Annotated in this window: 17 protein-coding genes and 1 pseudogene; 4 read left to right on the forward strand and 14 right to left on the reverse strand. The window is 52.6% G+C overall.

The features are described from left to right. The 4 genes and pseudogenes from OI69_RS19620 to deoA all read right to left on the reverse strand — a co-directional run. Positions 1–113: pseudogene (locus OI69_RS19620) on the reverse strand (type VI secretion system tube protein Hcp); the annotation flags it as partial. 524 nt (positions 114–637) lie between these two features. After that, positions 638–1,357, reverse strand: coding sequence for a purine-nucleoside phosphorylase (gene deoD, locus OI69_RS02000; RefSeq protein WP_039345432.1), 720 nt, complete (start codon positions 1,355–1,357; stop codon positions 638–640). 45 nt (positions 1,358–1,402) lie between these two features. Then, on the reverse strand, positions 1,403–2,626 hold the full coding sequence (gene deoB / locus OI69_RS02005; protein WP_039345435.1) for a phosphopentomutase: 1,224 nt from the start codon (positions 2,624–2,626) through the stop codon (positions 1,403–1,405). Between the two features lie 89 nt (positions 2,627–2,715). Then, positions 2,716–4,044, reverse strand: coding sequence for a thymidine phosphorylase (gene deoA, locus OI69_RS02010; protein ID WP_039345439.1), 1,329 nt, complete (start codon positions 4,042–4,044; stop codon positions 2,716–2,718). 297 nt (positions 4,045–4,341) lie between these two features. Here deoA and OI69_RS02015 point away from each other — a divergent pair, with 297 nt between their 5' ends. Next, positions 4,342–4,647 (forward strand): GIY-YIG nuclease family protein, encoded by a 306-nt coding sequence (locus OI69_RS02015; RefSeq protein ID WP_039345442.1) that lies wholly within the window; start codon positions 4,342–4,344, stop codon positions 4,645–4,647. Here the strand turns inward: OI69_RS02015 and OI69_RS02020 are convergent. Both OI69_RS02020 and ubiT read right to left on the reverse strand, forming a co-directional pair. After that, on the reverse strand, positions 4,644–5,186 hold the full coding sequence (locus tag OI69_RS02020) for a GNAT family N-acetyltransferase (RefSeq protein ID WP_039345444.1): 543 nt from the start codon (positions 5,184–5,186) through the stop codon (positions 4,644–4,646). The genes OI69_RS02015 and OI69_RS02020 overlap by 4 nt on opposite strands. Then, entirely contained in the window at positions 5,180–5,704 is a 525-nt protein-coding gene (ubiT, locus tag OI69_RS02025) for a ubiquinone anaerobic biosynthesis accessory factor UbiT (RefSeq protein ID WP_039345447.1), read from the reverse strand. The genes OI69_RS02020 and ubiT overlap by 7 nt, the downstream gene beginning before the upstream one ends. 233 nt (positions 5,705–5,937) lie before the next feature. On the opposite strand from ubiT, the gene ubiU reads away from it, so the two are divergent. From ubiU to OI69_RS02040, 3 genes are all read left to right on the forward strand, one after another. Further along, positions 5,938–6,933, forward strand: a complete 996-nt coding sequence (gene ubiU / locus OI69_RS02030; RefSeq protein ID WP_039345450.1) for a ubiquinone anaerobic biosynthesis protein UbiU — start codon at positions 5,938–5,940, stop codon at positions 6,931–6,933. Positions 6,934–6,944: 11 nt separating this feature from the next. Beyond that, positions 6,945–7,823 carry a U32 family peptidase gene (locus OI69_RS02035; protein ID WP_039345453.1) on the forward strand — a complete coding sequence of 293 codons (879 nt, stop codon included), beginning with the start codon at positions 6,945–6,947 and terminating at the stop codon, positions 7,821–7,823. Positions 7,824–7,987: 164 nt separating this feature from the next. Next, complete coding sequence (locus OI69_RS02040) at positions 7,988–8,995, forward strand: luciferase-like monooxygenase (RefSeq protein ID WP_039345456.1); 1,008 nt, start codon at positions 7,988–7,990, stop codon at positions 8,993–8,995. Between the two features lie 97 nt (positions 8,996–9,092). Here the strand turns inward: OI69_RS02040 and OI69_RS02045 are convergent, their stop codons facing one another. From OI69_RS02045 to infB, 8 genes are all read right to left on the reverse strand, one after another. Next, entirely contained in the window at positions 9,093–10,970 is a 1,878-nt protein-coding gene (locus OI69_RS02045; protein ID WP_039345458.1) for a DEAD/DEAH family ATP-dependent RNA helicase, read from the reverse strand. Continuing rightward, positions 10,963–11,040, reverse strand: a complete 78-nt coding sequence (gene yrbN, locus OI69_RS20385) for a protein YrbN (protein WP_154715509.1) — start codon at positions 11,038–11,040, stop codon at positions 10,963–10,965. The genes OI69_RS02045 and yrbN overlap by 8 nt, the downstream gene beginning before the upstream one ends. A 104-nt stretch (positions 11,041–11,144) precedes the next feature. Beyond that, positions 11,145–12,029, reverse strand: a complete 885-nt coding sequence (nlpI, locus tag OI69_RS02050) for a lipoprotein NlpI (RefSeq protein WP_039345461.1) — start codon at positions 12,027–12,029, stop codon at positions 11,145–11,147. Between the two features lie 138 nt (positions 12,030–12,167). Continuing rightward, on the reverse strand, positions 12,168–14,288 hold the full coding sequence (gene pnp / locus OI69_RS02055; protein WP_039345463.1) for a polyribonucleotide nucleotidyltransferase: 2,121 nt from the start codon (positions 14,286–14,288) through the stop codon (positions 12,168–12,170). Positions 14,289–14,538: 250 nt separating this feature from the next. Next, a complete protein-coding gene (gene rpsO / locus OI69_RS02060) occupies positions 14,539–14,808 on the reverse strand; it encodes a 30S ribosomal protein S15 (protein WP_010279698.1) in 270 nt (89 codons plus the stop codon). Positions 14,809–14,930: 122 nt separating this feature from the next. After that, positions 14,931–15,875, reverse strand: coding sequence for a tRNA pseudouridine(55) synthase TruB (gene truB / locus OI69_RS02065; RefSeq protein WP_039345466.1), 945 nt, complete (start codon positions 15,873–15,875; stop codon positions 14,931–14,933). Continuing rightward, positions 15,875–16,273 (reverse strand): 30S ribosome-binding factor RbfA, encoded by a 399-nt coding sequence (gene rbfA / locus OI69_RS02070; RefSeq protein ID WP_039345468.1) that lies wholly within the window; start codon positions 16,271–16,273, stop codon positions 15,875–15,877. Before rbfA ends, truB begins: the two co-directional genes overlap by 1 nt. A gap of 74 nt (positions 16,274–16,347) precedes the next feature. Next, entirely contained in the window at positions 16,348–19,047 is a 2,700-nt protein-coding gene (infB, locus tag OI69_RS02075) for a translation initiation factor IF-2 (RefSeq protein WP_039345472.1), read from the reverse strand. Position 19,048: the final 1 nt, after the last annotated feature.

A 19,048-nucleotide genomic window follows, 5' to 3' on the forward strand; every position in this document is an offset into this window, starting at 1 on the left:
TCATCTTCATGGCCTTCCACGTAGATGTTACCGACAGAGTCAGAGGTGAAAGCACCGGCGGTAATGTTGCCCTGCGTTTTCCCTTCGATGCTGATATAGCATGGAGTTGGCATAGTCTTGCTCCTTGTTGTTGAACGGACTGTGTTGTTAAACGGATTGAATAACTTCACGTTCTGTATAGCAATCCGCATGCCAATTTTTATGTTATTGTTTTTAATGAACAATTACTTTACTCAAATTTTCCCTAAGTCAAATTTGAGCAAGAAGTTGCGCAGACCTCGCGAAAAAACGGCATCCATTGCGCAAACAGTGATTTATGCCAGAAAGTGAGCAAGAAGTTGCGCAGAATGCGCATTTATTCTGAAAGTTTGAGTTAGGGATGAATTTAAGCAAAGTTTATTCTATCAATATTCCACGCATTGATAGAAATCGGTCGATTTTAGGTGATAAATAAACCACACTAAAGCCATGTGAATGCGAGTACTTACTCACTATTTAAAGCGTCACCCCTTAGGACAGACCGAGCAACATAGCCAACACACAATACGGCAAGTGTCTTACTGAAGGAGTAAAAGGAACGGTTTAGAGGAAACGACAGGAAATGCAGCCCGGAATGGATGTCCGGGCTGGTGTGATGTTACTCGTTATCGCCCAGCAGAACGGATTCCAGTGCGATTTCGATCATCTCATTGAAGGTGTTTTGACGCTCTTCTGACGTGGTTTGTGCGCCAGTACGAATGTGGTCAGAAACAGTACAGATCGCCAGCGCTTTGGCACCGAACTCTGCCGCGACGCCGTAGATACCCGCCGCTTCCATTTCCACACCCAGAATGCCGTATTTTTCCATCACGTCGAACATCTGTGGATCTGGCGTGTAGAAGAGGTCGGCAGAGAAGATGTTACCGACACGCACGGAAACATCGCGTGCTTTGGCGGCATCGACAGCATTGCGCACCATGTCAAAATCGGCAATCGCGGCGTAGTCGTGATCTTTAAAGCGCATGCGGTTCACTTTGGAATCCGTACAAGCGCCCATACCGATCACCACGTCGCGCAGTTGCACATCTTCACGTACCGCACCGCAGGAACCCACACGGATGATCTTCTTCACGCCGAATTCGGTGATCAGTTCTTTTGCATAGATCGAGCAGGATGGGATCCCCATACCGTGGCCCATCACTGAAATGTTACGGCCCTTGTAGGTTCCGGTGAACCCTAACATGCCACGCACGTTGTTCACTTCGCGGGCATTTTCCAGAAAGGTTTCTGCAATGTACTTAGCGCGCAGCGGGTCGCCCGGCATCAGTACTACGTCCGCGAAATCACCCATTTCTGCATTAATATGTGGCGTAGCCATGCGTTTATTCCTTAATTAATCACGTTCACGTAAAAACGGTGTGTTTTACAGTATCGATTTGCCGTAGTCCATAGGCGACAAACCAAAGTAGGCGGCAACCGTCTGCCCGATATCGGCGAACGTTTCACGATGGCCGTATGAACCTGGCTTCACGTTCGGGCCATAGATCAATACCGGGACGTTCTCGCGGGTATGATCGGTGCCGTGCCAGCTTGGGTCACAGCCGTGGTCGGCCGTCAGGATCAGGATGTCGTCACCTTTCACGCGGGACAGCATTTCGGGCAGACGGCGATCAAACAGTTCCAGCGCGGCAGCATAGCCCGGAATATCGCGGCGGTGGCCATAGGCGGAATCGAAATCAACAAAGTTGGTAAACACGATAGTGTTGTCGCCCGCAGCATCCATCTCTTTCAGTGTGGCGTCAAACAGCGCATCGATACCCGTGGCCTTCACTTTCTTCGTGATGCCAACCTGCGCGTAGATATCCGCAATTTTACCAACGGACACCACCTCGCCTCCTTTTTCCTCCACCATCTTTTTCAGGATGGTCGGCGCAGGTGGTTCAACGGCCAGATCGTGACGGTTGCCGGTACGTTCGAAACTGCCGGGTTTGTCACCGATAAACGGACGGGCAATCACGCGCCCAATGTTGTAGCCACCGTCGGTCAGCTCTTCGCGGGCGATCTCGCACAGCTCATACAGTTTATCCAGACCAAATGTCTCTTCATGGCAGGCAATCTGGAACACGGAATCCGCCGAGGTATAGAAAATCGGCTTGCCGGTTTTCATATGCTCTTCACCCAATTGATCCAGAATCACCGTACCGGAAGAGTGGCAGTTGCCCAGATAGCCCGGCAGATTGGCGCGTTTCACCAGTTTATCCAGCAGTTCCTGCGGGAAACTGTTTTCTTCATCGTTAAAATAACCCCAGTCGAACAGGACAGGTACACCAGCGATTTCCCAGTGGCCTGACGGCGTATCTTTGCCCGAGGAGATTTCACTGGCATACGCGTAAGCCCCGATGATATCGGCATTTTCATCCAGCCCTGCCGGAAACGTTCCCGTTGAAGCCTCCGCCGCTTTACCCAAGCCCAGACGGCTCAGGTTCGGCAACTGCAACGCACCGCTGCGCCCTTTATTTGCTGTTCCCGCCGCACACGCCTGAGCGATATGCCCCAGCGTATCCGATCCCACATCGCCAAAACGTTCAGCGTCGGCACTGCTGCCGATGCCAAACGAATCGAGAACCATGATATATGCACGTTTCATTCTTTTTCTCCTGCGCAGCTCTGCGCTAACGCCCTGCCTATAGGCAAGGGAAAATCAATTCAAAACTACCGATAACCAGCCCTGCACGATCACGCATCTGCGCTCACCCGACGATAGACCATTGGTTTTTTTTCTGGCGCCGTGTCGCCCAGTTGGATCGCGGCACGCACGTCATTTGCCGCCTGCTGCCACTGTGCTTCCGTATTGGCGTGGATCACCGCCAGCGGGCGCTGTGCGTCAACGCGTTCACCCAGGCTAATCATGCTATCCAGCCCGACGCTATAATCGATCGCATCCGTAGCCTGACGGCGTCCACCGCCCAGCGATACGACCGCCATACCCAGCGCGCGGGTGTCCATTGCGGTGACGATACCCTCACGCGCCGCAAACACCGGCTTACTTAACAGCGCCACTGGCAGATAGCGATCGTAGTGCTCGACAAAATCACTCGGGCCACGCTGTGCGGCAACCATCCGACCAAAGATTTCAGCCGCTTTGCCGTTATCCAATACGGCCTGCAAACGTGAATGCGCGTCGTTCGCCGAGCTTGCCAACCCGCCCGCAAGCAGCATCTCACCACAGAGTGCCATAGTAACATCATACAGGCGCGAATTGCGGATCTCTCCCGTCAGGAAGCGCACGGCTTCACGCACTTCCAGCGCATTCCCCGCACTGGAGGCCAGCACCTGATTCATGTCGGTCAACAATGCGCTGGTGCGACATCCGGCATTATTCGCTACGCCGACAATCGCCTGCGCCAGTTGCTCGGACAGGTCATAGGTCGGCATAAACGCCCCGGAACCGACTTTCACATCCATCACCAGCGCGTCCAGCCCTTCAGCCAGTTTCTTCGCCAGAATCGACGCAGTGATCAACGGGATCGAATCGACCGTCGCGGTAATGTCACGCGTGGCGTAAAAGCGCTTATCCGCCGGAGCCAGCGAGGAGGTCTGCCCGATAATCGCGACGCCAACCTGCTGGATGATGCGACGAAAAGCGTCATCGTTCGGGAAAATATCCAGCCCCGGAATGGCTTCGAGCTTATCCAGCGTACCACCGGTATGCCCCAGCCCACGCCCGGAAATCATCGGAACGTAGCCCCCACAGGCGGCAACCATCGGCCCCAGCATCAGCGACGTAACATCCCCTACGCCGCCGGTAGAGTGTTTGTCCACCAACGGGCCGTTCAGGTTCAGATTTCTCCAGTCCAGCACCGTGCCAGAATCCCGCATAGCCAGAGTCAGCGCCACGCGTTCATCCATCGACATGTCGTGAAAATAGATGGTCATCGCCAGTGCCGCGATCTGCCCTTCGGAGACGGTATTGTCACGAATACCGTTGATGAAGAAGCGGATCTCCTCTTCACTCAGGGCTTTGCCATCACGCTTCTTACGAATAATTTCCTTAATCAGAAACAAGGTTTGTACTCCTGATGAGTTCTGATAACACTCAGCAACCCCTCCCGCTGAAAGTACATTTGAACACGCCACTCATCGATATTTCGTGCACTTATTCACACTTGATGTAATAAGAATGCAATAAATGATAATTATATGTGATTCAAATCACAGATACTCGCGTAAAGCGAGCCATTTAGGGAAAAGGCTGTTTATGTTCAGCGTATTTTTCAAAAACGTTCGCCTTATGCTTCACCTGACCGATGAAGCCACCTACACTAGCCGCGGGTGAGATGCAGAGAAAACACAGATAACATCATGAATAAGCACAACTCTTCCTGGTATTTGTACATCCTGCGTACCGCCGCTGGTAGGCTTTATACCGGTATCACCACCGATGTCAGCCGCCGTATGAATCAGCATCAAACCGGGAAAGGGGCAAAAGCATTGCGGGGAAAAGGGGAATTGACGCTGGTGTTTTACTGTCTGGTGGGGGATCGCTCCAGCGCGCTCAAGCTGGAGTATCGCATTAAGCAGTTGAGTAAAAACCAAAAAGAAAGGCTGGTACAAGACCAGCCCCAGACGCTTTGTATTGATACGCTATTGGCTAACGAATCACACTAGAGAAAGCGGTTAAAGGGTTCGGCGTATTCCACTAACCCACTCGTGCTTTTAAAACTGCTCTCGCTCTCAGCATCCCCTTCACCGACCACATGGTTATCCGCCAGTGGGTAAACCTGAAACGCCGACTCACTGTTCGGCCAGCGGCAGTGCAACTGGTGCGTGGTCGCCGGAACAAAACCAAAACGGGAGTAGTACGTTGGCTCGCCCAGCACGACGACGGCGGTATAGCTAAATTCATTCAGCGCATCCAACCCCTCGTAGACCAGTTTCTCCCCCACGCCTTGTCGGCGTAGGCTTTCGTCTACCGCTAACGGCGCAAGCGCCACCCACTGCCGATCTTCTCCGTCGATCAGCACCGGGCTAAAGGCGGCGTAACCCACCACACCGCCTTCGTCGTCGGTGGCTACGACGCCGAGCGTCAATAAGCCATCTTCACGCAGTTGATGAACCAGATCCGCTTCCGCGCCCGTTGGAAAAGCGCGGCGTAATAAACTGTCGATCCCTGCGGCATCGACGGGAATTTCAACCCGAACTAGCATGATACTGGCGCGTGATTCGTCGTTTGCACTACGCCCTCCTGTAAACCGGCTGCCACGAAATTGGCCAGTTGCAGCAGGCCAATACGCAACGGCGCAGGCATGGCTTCCAGCTCAATAGCATCCATCAGGTTCTTCACATACAAACCTAATTCGGTGTCACCCTCGATGCGCAGACGGCGCTGGAAAAAGAGCGAATCGGGATCTTCTTTACGCGCCGCGATCAAAATCAGATCGTTCGCGTCTGCACTGAAGCTGACATCCGGCGTCTCGTCGTGACTTACGACCAATCGGCCATCGCGCAAGGTCATAAACCACTGCAAGCCAACGTCGCGCACTTCAATCTTCAGCCAGCGGCTGTCGAGAAACGCCAGATCGCCCTCTTCCAGCGCCTGACGGAATTGCCAGCTCAACATCTGTTCCAAAACCTGACGCTGTAGCGCGAAGGGAGTGAACTTGAGTGGCTTACCTAATAAGCTCGGCCCCTGACGCACAATCTGCGCGCGTAGTTTTTCCAACACTGGCGTACTCCTCTTAAAGCGGTCTGACTGTTCAGATAATCTGCAAGCATTTTGCCACATCCACCGCGAGCGGCAGAGGTCTATGTCAATAATTTAGTCGGTTATCCGATTATGCCCAATAGATTTTGTCCTTGCGCGACGATTAGCACCTTTAACTGCCTTAAATCAAAGTCCTTCTCTGATGGGGTCATTAAGATGCCCTATTGTTAACAACATGCATCGATTGATAAAAAATGGAACTGCTTTGCCCCGCCGGTAACCTACCGGCACTGAAAGCTGCCATCGATAATGGCGCAGATGCGGTCTATATCGGCCTAAAGGATGACACCAACGCGCGTCATTTTGCCGGGCTGAATTTTACCGATAAGAAACTACAGGAAGCGCGCGAATACGTGCACCGCCACCGGCGTAAGCTGCATATCGCCATCAATACGTTTGCTCACCCGGATGGCTATGAGCGCTGGCAGCGCGCCGTGGACATGGCCGCACAGATCGGGGCCGATGTACTGATCCTCGCCGATGTCGCGATGCTGGAATATGCCGCCGAGCGCTATCCTCACATTGAACGTCACGTTTCGGTGCAGGCTTCGGCGACAAACACGGAGGCAATCCGTTTCTATCATCGTCATTTTGATGTCTCACGCATCGTGCTGCCGCGCGTGCTGTCCATCCATCAGGTGAAACAAATCGCCCGCACCAGCCCGGTGCCACTTGAAGTGTTCGCCTTCGGTAGCCTGTGCATCATGGCGGAAGGCCGTTGTTATCTCTCTTCTTATTTGACCGGTGAGTCACCGAATACCGTAGGTGCCTGTTCGCCAGCGCGGTTTGTACGCTGGCAGCAGACGGAAAACGGCATGGAATCGCGCCTGAACAATATTCTGATTGACCGCTATCAGGACGATGAAAACGCCGGTTATCCCACACTGTGTAAAGGCCGCTATGTAGTCGATGGGCAGCGCTACCACGCGCTGGAAGAGCCTACCAGCCTGAATACGCTGGAGCTTCTGCCTGAATTGATGGCTGCCAATATTGCTTCCGTGAAGATAGAGGGGCGCCAACGCAGTCCGGCCTACGTCAGCCAGATCACACAGGTATGGCGACAGGCTATTGATCGCTGCCAGGCTAGCCCTGAAACATTCGTGCCCACACAGGCATGGATGGATGCGTTAGGCGCGGTGGCAGAAGGCACCCAGACCACGCTTGGCGCTTATCACCGTAAATGGCAGTAGCGGGAGAACACATGAAATACGCATTAGGGAACATCCTCTACTATTGGCCGAAACAAGATGTCGAGGCGTTTTATCAGGCCGCCATGAACAGCAGCGCGGATATCGTTTATCTCGGCGAAACCGTGTGCAGCAAACGCCGCCTGATGAAGGTAGCAGACTGGTTCAACGTAGCCCGCGAGATCGCCAGCAGCGGCAAACAGGTGGTGATCTCGACGTTGGCACTTTTACAAGCCCCGTCGGAACTGACAGAGCTAAAACGCTATGTAGAAAACGGCGAGTTTTTACTGGAAGCCAACGATCTGGGTGCCGTCAATATCGCGGCCGAACGCGGGTTGCCTTTTGTCGCCGGGCACGCGCTCAATTGCTACAACGCCTACACTCTGCGCGTGTTGCACAAACAAGGCATGGTGCGCTGGTGTATGCCAGTCGAGCTTTCTCGTGACTGGCTGCAAAACCTGTTGAATCAGTGTGACGAGCTTGGCTTTCGCCATCATTTTGAAGTGGAAGTGCTCAGCTATGGTCATTTGCCACTCGCCTATTCCGCCCGCTGCTTCACCGCCCGTTCAGAAGATCGGCCAAAAGATGAATGTGAAACCTGCTGCCTGAATTATCCGCAAGGGAGAAAAATGCTATCGCAGGAAAATCAGCAGGTCTTTGTCCTCAATGGTATCCAGACGCAAAGCGGCTATTGTTACAACCTTGGCAACGAACTGACATCGATGCAGGATCTGGTCGATATTGTCCGGCTGTCTCCGAACGATATCAGCACGCTGGCGATGCTGGATCACTTCCGCGCCAATGAACAAGGCAATGCGCCATTAACGCTGGAAAATCAGGCGGATTGCAACGGTTACTGGCGTCGCGTTGCTGGCCTTGAGCTTGTTCCGTAACCCGTTTCACCTCAGGGCGGTCAGCCGCCCTTTTCTTTCAAACGCACCTTTTGAATTACATAGCGCTGCGACATTCCCGCATACTATTCTGACTTTCATCATTGGCTGACAGCGTTAGCATCCACCAACCCAGTGGAGTCAGTGAACAATAAAGTGAGCCTATTATGTCCACATCTTCTCAACCCGCTGTATTTTCCGTCCTCGATCTTGCGCCTATCCCACAAGGTGCGACAGCGCGTGACGCTTTCCATCGTTCGCTGGATCTGGCACAACATGCAGAAAAATGGGGCTATCATCGCTATTGGCTGGCAGAACACCACAGCATGACGGGGATCGCCAGCGCGGCAACATCAGTGCTGCTCGGCTATCTTGCCTCGGGTACAGAACGCATTCGTCTCGGTTCCGGTGGCGTAATGCTGCCAAACCACTCACCGCTCGTCATCGCCGAGCAGTTCGGTACGCTGGAATCGCTGTATCCCGGCCGTATCGATTTGGGATTAGGCCGCGCGCCCGGCACCGACCAGCGCACCATGATGGCGCTGCGCCGCCACCTCAACGCCGATATTGAGGATTTCCCACGCGATGTGCAGGAGCTGCAACGCTATTTCGCTGACGCACAGCCGGGTCAGGCGGTGCAAGCCGTCCCCGGACAAGGCTTACAGGTTCCGATTTGGCTATTGGGATCGAGCCTGTATAGCGCGCAACTGGCCGCGAGACTAGGTTTACCTTTTGCCTTCGCCGCCCATTTCGCCCCCGATATGTTGCTGGAGGCATTCCGTCTCTATCGTGAGAACTTTGTCCCTTCCGCCACTCTCGCCCATCCTTATGCGATGGTGTGCGTCAATGTGGTTGCGGCAGAGAGCGATCGGGATGCACGCTTCCTTTTCACCTCGATACAGCAACAGTTCATTAACCTGCGCCGTGGCACGCCAGGTCCGTTGCCCGCACCGGTAGAACACATCGATACGGTTGGCTCGCCTGCCGAACAGTTTGGCGTGGATCAGGCATTACGGCTGGCGATTGTCGGCGATCGCGCCAAGGTTCGCCATGGATTGCAGAGCCTGTTACGTGAAACACAGGCGGATGAAGTGATGATCAATGGTCAAATCTTCGACCATCAGGCACGCCTGCAATCGTTTGAGATTGCGATGGATGTACGGCACACGCTTTAGCCAAAAAAAACGACCCAGAATCGGGTCGTTTTGTATTGCAGTACATCTCGTGGAAACCGCCGGTATTAAAACAAGCGGTTTCTAAACAGACTGTCGTTTACGCGTCAGCAGGACGACGACGTGGAGCGCGTGAAGCACCGTCACGGTTATCACGGTTGAAAGAACGCTCGCGACGCTCGCCGCCACCGTTACCTTCACGACGTTCGCCACCGAAAGAGCGACGTGGCGCTGCGCCATCACGACGTTCGCCACCAGGACGACCACTGCCACGACGTTCATGCGGCTGAGCATCACCCATCAATTGCATGTTCATCGGCTTGTTCAGAATACGCGTGCGGGTAAAGTGCGATAACAGGTCGCCCGGCATCCCTTTCGGCAGCTCAATCGTCGAGTGAGACGCGAACAGCTTGATGTTACCGATGTAGCGGCTGCTGATATCACCTTCGTTGGCGATCGCACCAACAATGTGGCGAACTTCAACGCCGTCATCACGGCCCACTTCGATACGATACAGTTCCATCTCGCCAGCATCACGACGTTCACGACGCTGTGGACGGTCACCATCACGGCTGTCGCGGGAATCACGAGGATCGCGACGACGATCGCCACGAGCATCATCACGCTCGCGGAATTCACGACGTGGACGGAATACCGGATCGGGCGGCAGAATCAGAGGACGTTCGCCCTGCGCCATTTTCAGCAATGCAGCAGCCAGCGTTTCGACATCCAGCTCTTCCTGCGGTTGCAGTTTTGTCAGCAGCGCACGGTACATGTCCAGATCGCTGCTTTCCAACTGTTGCTGTACTTTAGCGGCAAATTTAGCCAGACGACGTTGTCCCAGCAATTCCGCGTTTGGCAATTCCACTTCAGGAATAGTCAGCTTCATGGTGCGCTCAACGTTGCGCAGCAGGCGGCGTTCACGGTTTTCGACAAACAGCAGTGCGCGACCCGCACGACCGGCACGGCCAGTACGGCCAATACGGTGAACGTAAGACTCGGCATCCATTGGGATATCGTAGTTGACGACCAGACTGATACGCTCAACGTCCAGACCACGCGCAGCTACGTCAGTCGCGATCAGGATATCAAGACGACCATCTTTCAGGCGTTCCAGCGTTTGCTCACGCAGCGCCTGGTTCATGTCACCGTTCAGCGCGGCGCTATTGTAACCGCTACGCTCCAGCGCTTCGGCCACTTCCAATGTCGCATTCTTGGTACGGACGAAAATAATCGCCGCATCAAAATCTTCTGCTTCGAGGAAGCGTACCAGCGCTTCATTTTTACGCATACCCTGCACCGTCCAGTAGCTCTGGCTGATGTCTGGACGCGTAGTAATGCTGGATTGAATACGAACTTCTTGCGGATCTTTCATGAAACGACGCGTAATGCGGCGGATCGCTTCAGGCATGGTCGCAGAGAACAGCGCAGTCTGATGTTCAGCAGGGATCTGAGCCATGATGTTTTCAACATCTTCGATGAAGCCCATACGCAGCATTTCATCCGCTTCATCCAGTACCAGACCGCTCAGGTTGGACAGATCCAACGTACCGCGTTTCAGGTGATCCAGCAGACGGCCCGGCGTACCGACGACAATCTGTGCGCCCTGACGCAGCGCGCGCAGTTGCACGTCATAACGCTGGCCGCCGTAGAGTGCGACGACATTCACGCCGTGCATATGTTTAGAGAAATCATTGCAGGCCTCTGCTACCTGCACCGCCAATTCGCGAGTCGGTGCCAGCACCAGGATCTGTGGTGCTTTAAGTTCAGGTTTCAGATTGTTCAGTAATGGCAGAGAGAACGCTGCTGTTTTACCGCTACCGGTCTGTGCCATACCCAGCACATCGCGACCGTTCAGCAGGTGAGGAATACATGCAGCCTGAATCGGAGACGGTTTTTCATAGCCCAAATCAGTCAGGGCGTTAAGGATAGAGGTGTTCAGCCCCAAATCGGCAAAAGAAGTTACTAAATCAGTCATGTACACAAGCCTCATTAAACATGGCGGCCAGTCTACATAACTCGTCGTGAAAATTTTCAGTCATTTTCATTGAAAAGTGTGAACCGGCTCAAATTGGATTAAAAAGCGAACAAAAAAGCCCTCACCCGCGAAGGTGATAACCGAAGTTTTTTAGGCTGATTAGATGTTCGTCAGCTATTGCTGGTCCGATCCTGATAGGTCGTCTTGCTCTTGGCCTAATAGCGCCAATTCCAACAATGCATAGCGGTGCTCAACAAAGTTATGGACGTTGTTGGCAACCGTCAGCTTGAACAGCGCCAAGGCGGTGTTCTTGTCCCCCAGACTTAGGTAGTGCTTACCTAAATAGAAGTCAGTTTCACTGAGATGCTCAGCGAGCGAAGTGTTATCCGTAGCTTCTTCCTGTAAACGCTGCATCAGTGTTTTTTCACTAATACTGCCCAGGTAGAATTCGACAATATTCCATCCCCAAGGCCCTTTCTTGGCGTCGTCATAGCGTTTCTTCAACGCAATTTTGGCCGTCTCGGGATTGATTTCTCGCTCCACAAGATACAGCCACAACGAACGGAAAGGATCATTCGGATCGTCTCGATAAAACGCCAGCAGATCATCCTGCGCTAACAGATAGCGACCGCCATAATACAAAGCGATGCCACGGTTTAAACGCGCGTAATTGTAAGTTGGATCAAGCTCTAGTACAGAATCAAACGCTTCATAGGCAGCATCAAAATTACCTGCCTGCGTTAAATAGATACCCAAATAGTTAAAAACATCTGGAATATCAGGGCGGATCGTCAACGCTTGTGAAAAATCATTCCGCGCCAATGCCCGTAACCCGAGACTATCATACAGCACTCCGCGCTCATATAATAGCTGTGCTCGCTCATCATCGGTTAATGCCCGGCTTGCAAGGATTTGTTCCATGCGTGCCAGAATCACTTCCTGCTGCAAAGTAGGCTGTAAAGGGATCGCCAATAATGCGTCTTTACGCCAATCAGTGTTGCTGCATCCTGCCAGCATGAGTGCTGTTGCAACATAACACCAGCGCAAGAAAGGCTTCATTTCCCACTCCCGAAGACAAACATTGGATGAACATCCTGTCCCGGACCGCTCAACGTAAGAACATCCATATCCTCACGATATACGCGGCACCTTGCCATACATCAGGCAAGGTGCCATAAGACTGTTTTCTAACAGTCATTACTCCTCAGAAGACGGGGCTGCCGCTTCCTGAGTTGGCGCAGTAGCTTCTTTGATGCTTAAGCGTACACGGCCCTGACGATCAACTTCCAGAACCTTGACCGGTACGTCCTGACCCATTTGCAGGTAGTCAGTCACTTTCTCTACACGCTTATCGGCGATCTGAGAAATATGTACCAGACCCTCTTTACCACCACCGATAGCAACGAAAGCACCAAAGTCAACGATACGGGTCACTTTACCCTGATACACGCGGCCAACTTCGATTTCAGCCGTAATCTCTTCAATACGACGAATCGCGTGCTTCGCTTTTTCACCGTCAGTTGAAGCGATTTTCACCGTACCATCATCACCAATTTCAATGGTCGTACCCGTCTCTTCCGTCAACGCACGGATCACTGAACCACCTTTGCCGATGACATCTTTGATCTTATCGGTGTTGATCTTGATGGTGTGAATTCGTGGTGCGAATTCAGAGATATCGCCACGCGGCGTGCTGATTGCCTGTTCCATCACACCCAGAATGTGCAAACGCGCACCTTTGGCCTGATTCAAAGCAACTTGCATGATCTCACGGGTAATCCCTTCGATCTTGATATCCATTTGCAGCGCGGTGATACCGTCACGGCTACCCGCCACTTTAAAGTCCATATCGCCGAGGTGGTCTTCATCACCCAGGATGTCGGACAGAACGACAAAGTTATCGCCTTCTTTAACCAGACCCATCGCGATACCCGCAACGGCTGATTTGATCGGCACACCTGCATCCATCAGTGCCAGAGACGCACCGCAGACAGACGCCATGGAAGAAGAACCGTTAGATTCCGTGATTTCAGACACCACACGTACGGTGTACGGGAATTCGCTCGCGCTCGGCATAACAGCCAACACGCCGCGTTTAGCCAGACGACCGTGACCGATTTCACGACGCTTAGGCGACCCCACCATACCGGTTTCACCAACAGAGTACGGAGGGAAGTTGTAGTGCAGCAGGAAGCGATCGGTACGTTCACCGGTCAATTCATCAATAGTCTGCGCGTCACGCTCAGTACCCAGCGTTGCCGTTACCAGCGCCTGCGTTTCACCACGGGTGAACAGCGCAGAGCCGTGAGTACGTGGCAATACGCCAGTACGTACATCCAGACCACGGATCATGTCTTTTTCACGGCCATCGATGCGAGGCTCACCAGCCAACACGCGGCTACGAACGACGTTTTTCTCGACGTTGCCCAGGATTTCCTGGATTTCACCGGCATTCAGCGTGTCATCTTCTGCTAACAGAGCGGCTTCGACGTCAGCTTTAATGACGTCAACTTGCGCATAACGCTCTTGTTTTTCAGTGATGCGGTAAGCGTCACCCAAACGTGCTTCAGACAGAGCCTGTACGCGCTGTTCTAAAGAAACATTCACTTCTGGCGCCTGCCATTCCCACTTCGGTTTGCCTGCTTCAGCAACCAGAGCGTTGATGTTTTCGATAACAACCTGCTGTTGATCGTGGCCAAACACCACGGCACCCAGCATCTGATCTTCACTCAGCAGATCGGCTTCGGATTCCACCATCAGAACCGCGCCCTCTGTCCCTGCAACCACCAGATCCAGACGGCTTTCTTTCAGCTCATCCGTTGTTGGGTTCAGGACATATTGGTCGTTCAGATAGCCAACGCGCGCAGCACCAATAGGGCCGCTGAATGGGATACCAGACAGGCTCAGCGCCGCAGAGGCACCAATCATGGCAACGATGTCAGGGTTAACCTGCGGATTGACGGAAACCACGGTCGCAATCACCTGAACTTCATTCAGGAAACCTTCTGGGAACAGAGGACGAATTGGACGGTCGATCAGACGGGAAATCAGTGTTTCACCTTCGCTTGGACGACCCTCACGGCGGAAAAAACCACCAGGGAAACGTCCAGCAGCGTAAGTACGCTCCTGATAGTTAACCGTCAACGGGAAAAAACTTTGGCCAGGTTTGGCGTTTTTAGCGCCGACAACGGTCACGAATACCGCGGTGTCATCCATGCTGACCATGACTGCGGCGGTAGCCTGACGTGCCATCATACCGGTCTCTAACGTGACGGTATGCTGACCATATTGAAACTTACGAACGATCGGATTCAGCAAAATAATATCCTTAACTGGGGCGCGCTACACGTATTCAAGATAAACGCGCCAGTGAACTCCCGACCTTTACACTACATCCTCACGACTAATGACAACCCTTATCTTGCTCATGCAGATAAAGCCTCTCATTAGCCGCGCGAACCTCTATAATGAAAGATCATATTAACAAACAATACACTACTCTGTTTTGCTAACGCTTCCTAGAAGAAAGGGGCCAAAAGAGGCCCCTTCCCACTGAAACGCAGAAGACTTAGCGACGCAGACCCAGACGCTCGATCAGGCTGGTGTAACGTGCGACATCTTTACGCTTCAGGTAGTCCAGCAGCTTACGACGCTGAGAAACCATACGCAGCAGACCACGACGGCTGTGGTGATCTTTTTTGTGCTCAGAAAAGTGGCCTTGCAGATGGTTGATCTGCGCAGTCAGCAAAGCAACCTGAACTTCAGTAGAACCACTATCGTTAGTGCCACGACCGAAGTCTGCTACGATTTTAGCTTTAGCTTCAACACTTAGAGACATTGTAATACTCCAAACATTATAGATAAAAAAACAGGCGCCGATCTCTAATTCAGCCACCCAATAGTCAAGCCGCGCTATTCTACCCTCAGCGTTCTGCGATAGCAAGGCAGCAGCAGGCGGCTTTACGCCGGAAACTCAACAACCAAACGCCGTGGTGCCACGCGACCATCGGCATCGATTTCACCCATTCCGATAAATTTATGCCCATCGCCCTCGGTGATTCTCACCATGCCGTTCAACGGTGCATTTGCCACCTGAACGGCCTGCCCCAGCTTCAAATAGCCAGCAACAACGGGTGATAAATTCACTTCAGGAAAAGCAATAACCGGACTTTCCATCGGCATCAGCAACGGATCAAGACTCAGCGCAAGCGAGTGTTCTTGCGCCTGAGCCTGCTCAGTCAAGGCCGCTAACTGCTCCAACGTCACCATTCTTTCAGTAGGATACGTGGCAACCTGTAAACGACGCAGGTAAATCACATGCGCGCCACATCCCAGTTTCTCACCCAAATCGTCAACGATGGTGCGGATGTACGTCCCTTTTGAACAGTGAATCTCCAGCTCCAATTCATCACCTTCCCAGCGAATAAACTGAAGCTCGTAAACCGTGATTTCACGCGCTTCACGCGGAACCGTCAGCCCCTGACGGGCATATTCATACAGCTTACGCCCCTGATATTTTAGCGCTGAGTACATGGAAGGGACTTGCTGCGTAGTGCCACGGAAGCTCTCTAGCGCCTGCTCTAACTCTGTAGCAGAAAAGCCAACCGCACGTTCTTCAATCACGTTGCCGTCGGCGTCAGACGTGTCGGTTCGTTGTCCAAGGCGAGCAATGACGCGGTAACGTTTATCAGAATCCAGCAAATACTGGGAAAACTTCGTCGCTTCCCCAAGACAGATCGGCAACATGCCGGTGGCTAATGGATCCAACGCACCCGTATGGCCCGCTCTGTTGGCGTTAAAAATCCGTTTTACCTTTTGCAACACATCATTAGACGACACGCCCTGCGGTTTATCTAATAACAATACGCCGTGTACATCACGGCCACGGCGACGAGGACGGCTCATTAATCCTCCTGATCTTCGCCCGTAACAGAACGTCGTTCCGTATCATTTCTGACCACATTGGTCACCAGATTGGACATTCTCATCCCTTCAACCAATGAGTTGTCGTAGGAAAACGTCAATGCCGGAACAACACGCAGACGCATTGCTTTGCCAACCAGAGTACGGATAAAGCCAGACGCATCTTGCAGCGCTTTCAGCGCCGTTTGCACTTGCTCGGGTTCGTTATCATTCAGGAAGGTTACAAAAACCTTGGCATACGCCAGATCGCGAGAAACTTCTACACCAGATACCGTCGCCATACCGATACGCGGATCTTTCACTTCACGCTGAATGATAATGGCGATTTCTTTTTGCATTTCCTGCGCAACGCGCTGGGTGCGGCTGAATTCTTTTGCCATGATAAATTCTCCAGTAAAAATCGGGGGGCACTAGGCCCCCCTTACGAATCACTTACGTCGTCGCTGAAAACGGATTACGCGATCGTACGTTTGATCTCAATCGTTTCAAAGACTTCGATCATATCGCCAGGGCGAACATCATTGTAGTTCTTCACGCCGATACCACATTCCATGCCGTTACGAACTTCGTTAACGTCATCTTTGAAGCGGCGCAGAGATTCCAGCTCGCCTTCGTAGATCACCACGTTGTCACGCAGTACACGGATCTTGTTATGACGCTTAACGATACCTTCCGTCACCATACAACCCGCGATAGCGCCAAATTTCGGTGATTTAAAGACATCGCGCACTTCGGCCAGACCGATGATCTCTTGCTTATATTCAGGCGCCAGCATACCGCTCATCGCCTGTTTCACTTCGTCAATCAAATCATAGATGACGGAGTAATAACGCAGATCCAGGCTTTCCGCTTCAACGACGCGACGAGCGGATGCATCTGCACGCACGTTAAAGCCAAGGATAATCGCATTCGATGCCGCTGCCAGCGTGGCGTCCGTTTCTGTGATACCGCCCACACCAGAACCGACGATTTTCACTTTCACTTCATCAGTAGACAGTTTTTGCAGTGAATCGGAAATCGCTTCGCAAGAACCCTGAACGTCAGATTTCAGAACGATGTTCAGTTCAGAAACTTCACCTTCTGTCATGTTGGCAAACATGTTTTCCAGTTTAGATTTCTGCTGACGAGCCAGTTTAACTTCGCGGAATTTACCCTGACGATACAAGGCCACTTCACGCGCTTTCTTCTCGTCACGAACCACCGTGGCTTCATCACCCGCAGCAGGCACACCGGACAGACCGAGGATTTCTACTGGAATAGAAGGGCCGGCAGAGGCAATTTCACGACCTAACTCATCACGCATCGCACGGACACGGCCATATTCAAAGCCGCACAGAACGATATCACCTTTATTCAGTGTACCTTCACGTACCAGTACGGTTGCAACCGGGCCACGGCCTTTATCCAGGAAGGATTCGATCACCACACCGTTTGCCATACCGCTACGAACCGCTTTCAGTTCCAGAACTTCAGCCTGCAACAGGATCGCATCCAGCAGTTCGTCGATACCTGTACCGGCTTTAGCAGATACGTGAACAAACTGAGATTCGCCGCCCCACTCTTCCGGCATAATGCCGTACTGAGACAGTTCGGTTTTCACCCGGTCTGGATCGGCATCAGGTTTATCAATTTTGTTCACTGCGACAACAACCGGAACCTGAGCCGCTTTCGCGTGCTGGATCGCTTCGATAGTCTGAGGCATCACGCCGTCATCCGCCGCCACAACCAGTACCACGATATCCGTAGCCTGAGCACCACGAGCACGCATTGCGGTAAACGCGGCGTGTCCCGGTGTATCCAGGAACGTAATCATACCGTTGTCAGTTTCAACGTGGTAAGCACCGATATGCTGGGTAATACCACCCGCTTCACCTGCGGCAACCTTGGTTGAACGGATATAGTCAAGCAGAGAGGTTTTACCGTGGTCAACGTGGCCCATGATGGTCACGACTGGCGCACGAGATTCTGCGGCAACACCCATATCACGGTCGCTCATTACCGCTTCTTCCAGTTCGTTCTCACGACGCAGGATAACTTTATGGCCCATCTCTTCCGCTACAAGCTGCGCGGTTTCCTGGTCGATGACCTGGTTGATGGTGGCCATCGCGCCCAGTTTCATCATCGTTTTGATGACCTGAGAGCCTTTAACCGCCATTTTGTTAGCCAGTTCAGCAACAGTAACGGTTTCACCAATCACCACATCACGGTTAACCGCCTGAGCAGGCTTATTAAAGCTCTGCTGCAACGAACTTGGCTTACGTTTACCTTTACCGCCACGAGTAACGGCACGCGCTTCTTCGCGATCCGCTTTGGACTCAGACTGACGATTGCCTTTTTTCTGCTTGGTGACTTTACCCGCGCGGCTGCGGCTACGACGTTCGCCTTCGACCTGACGGTCATTTTCATCTTCTGCTTCACGAGCATGATGAGAGGTCGTCACATGATAATCGGCAGACTCTTCAGGTTTAGCGCTTTCCGCTTCCCAACGTCCGGCATTTTCTTCAGCCATACGACGGGCTTCTTCAGCAATACGACGGGCTTCTTCTTCAACTTTAAGACGTGCCGTTTCTTCCGCTTTACGCTTAAGTTCGGCAGCTTCCGCTTCGCGCTTCGCTTTCTCGGCCTGAGCCGGCTTGGTCATATTTTCGTTTTGTTGGTTCGTCACTTTTTCTTTTTCCGCTACATCACGCTTAGCTTTTTCAGCGGCTTCACGTTTGGCTTGCTCGTCGGCAGCACGTTTCGCTTTCTCAGCAGCTTCACGCAGTTCGGCCTCGCGTTTAGTTTGCTCTTCAGCGGCACGTTGTGCCTGTTCTTCCGCTTCACGCCGTGCCTGCTCTTCCTCTTCAGCCTGTTGGGCATCTATCGGATCGCGTTTTACATAAGTGCGTGTTTTGCGGACTTCGATCTGCACTGACTTACTTTTTCCGCCAGTGCTAGGGACATTTAACGTGCTGCGCGTTTTGCGTTGCAGCGTCAATTTACCTGGCGCATTCCCACGATCGCGGTTCAAATGCGCTAATAACGTTTCTTTTTCATGCTGGGTCACAGAGTCCGATGCAGATTTGATCATTCCCGCATCAGCAAACTGCTGTACCAGGCGGTCAACCGGAGTTTGAATCTCTGCGGCCAGCGATTTTACGGTTACATCTGTCATG

Source organism: Pectobacterium fontis, assembly GCF_000803215.1.
GTDB classification, from domain to species: domain Bacteria; phylum Pseudomonadota; class Gammaproteobacteria; order Enterobacterales; family Enterobacteriaceae; genus Pectobacterium; species Pectobacterium fontis.

Excerpts from the sequence above, each read along its gene's own strand:
- rbfA (WP_039345468.1), bottom strand. The coding sequence starts at position 16,273 with ATGGCAAAAGAATTCAGCCGCACCCAGCGCGTTGCGCAGGAAATGCAA.
- rpsO (WP_010279698.1), bottom strand. The coding sequence starts at position 14,808 with ATGTCTCTAAGTGTTGAAGCTAAAGCTAAAATCGTAGCAGACTTCGGT.
- OI69_RS02045 (WP_039345458.1), bottom strand. The coding sequence starts at position 10,970 with ATGACTGATTTAGTAACTTCTTTTGCCGATTTGGGGCTGAACACCTCT.
- deoD (WP_039345432.1), bottom strand. The coding sequence starts at position 1,357 with ATGGCTACGCCACATATTAATGCAGAAATGGGTGATTTCGCGGACGTA.
- yrbN (WP_154715509.1), bottom strand. The coding sequence starts at position 11,040 with ATGAAAATGACTGAAAATTTTCACGACGAGTTATGTAGACTGGCCGCC.
- nlpI (WP_039345461.1), bottom strand. The coding sequence starts at position 12,029 with ATGAAGCCTTTCTTGCGCTGGTGTTATGTTGCAACAGCACTCATGCTG.
- OI69_RS02035 (WP_039345453.1), top strand. The coding sequence starts at position 6,945 with ATGAAATACGCATTAGGGAACATCCTCTACTATTGGCCGAAACAAGAT.
- ubiU (WP_039345450.1), top strand. The coding sequence starts at position 5,938 with ATGGAACTGCTTTGCCCCGCCGGTAACCTACCGGCACTGAAAGCTGCC.
- truB (WP_039345466.1), bottom strand. The coding sequence starts at position 15,875 with ATGAGCCGTCCTCGTCGCCGTGGCCGTGATGTACACGGCGTATTGTTA.
- infB (WP_039345472.1), bottom strand. The coding sequence starts at position 19,047 with ATGACAGATGTAACCGTAAAATCGCTGGCCGCAGAGATTCAAACTCCG.
- OI69_RS02015 (WP_039345442.1), top strand. The coding sequence starts at position 4,342 with ATGAATAAGCACAACTCTTCCTGGTATTTGTACATCCTGCGTACCGCC.
- deoB (WP_039345435.1), bottom strand. The coding sequence starts at position 2,626 with ATGAAACGTGCATATATCATGGTTCTCGATTCGTTTGGCATCGGCAGC.
- OI69_RS02020 (WP_039345444.1), bottom strand. The coding sequence starts at position 5,186 with ATGCTAGTTCGGGTTGAAATTCCCGTCGATGCCGCAGGGATCGACAGT.
- OI69_RS02040 (WP_039345456.1), top strand. The coding sequence starts at position 7,988 with ATGTCCACATCTTCTCAACCCGCTGTATTTTCCGTCCTCGATCTTGCG.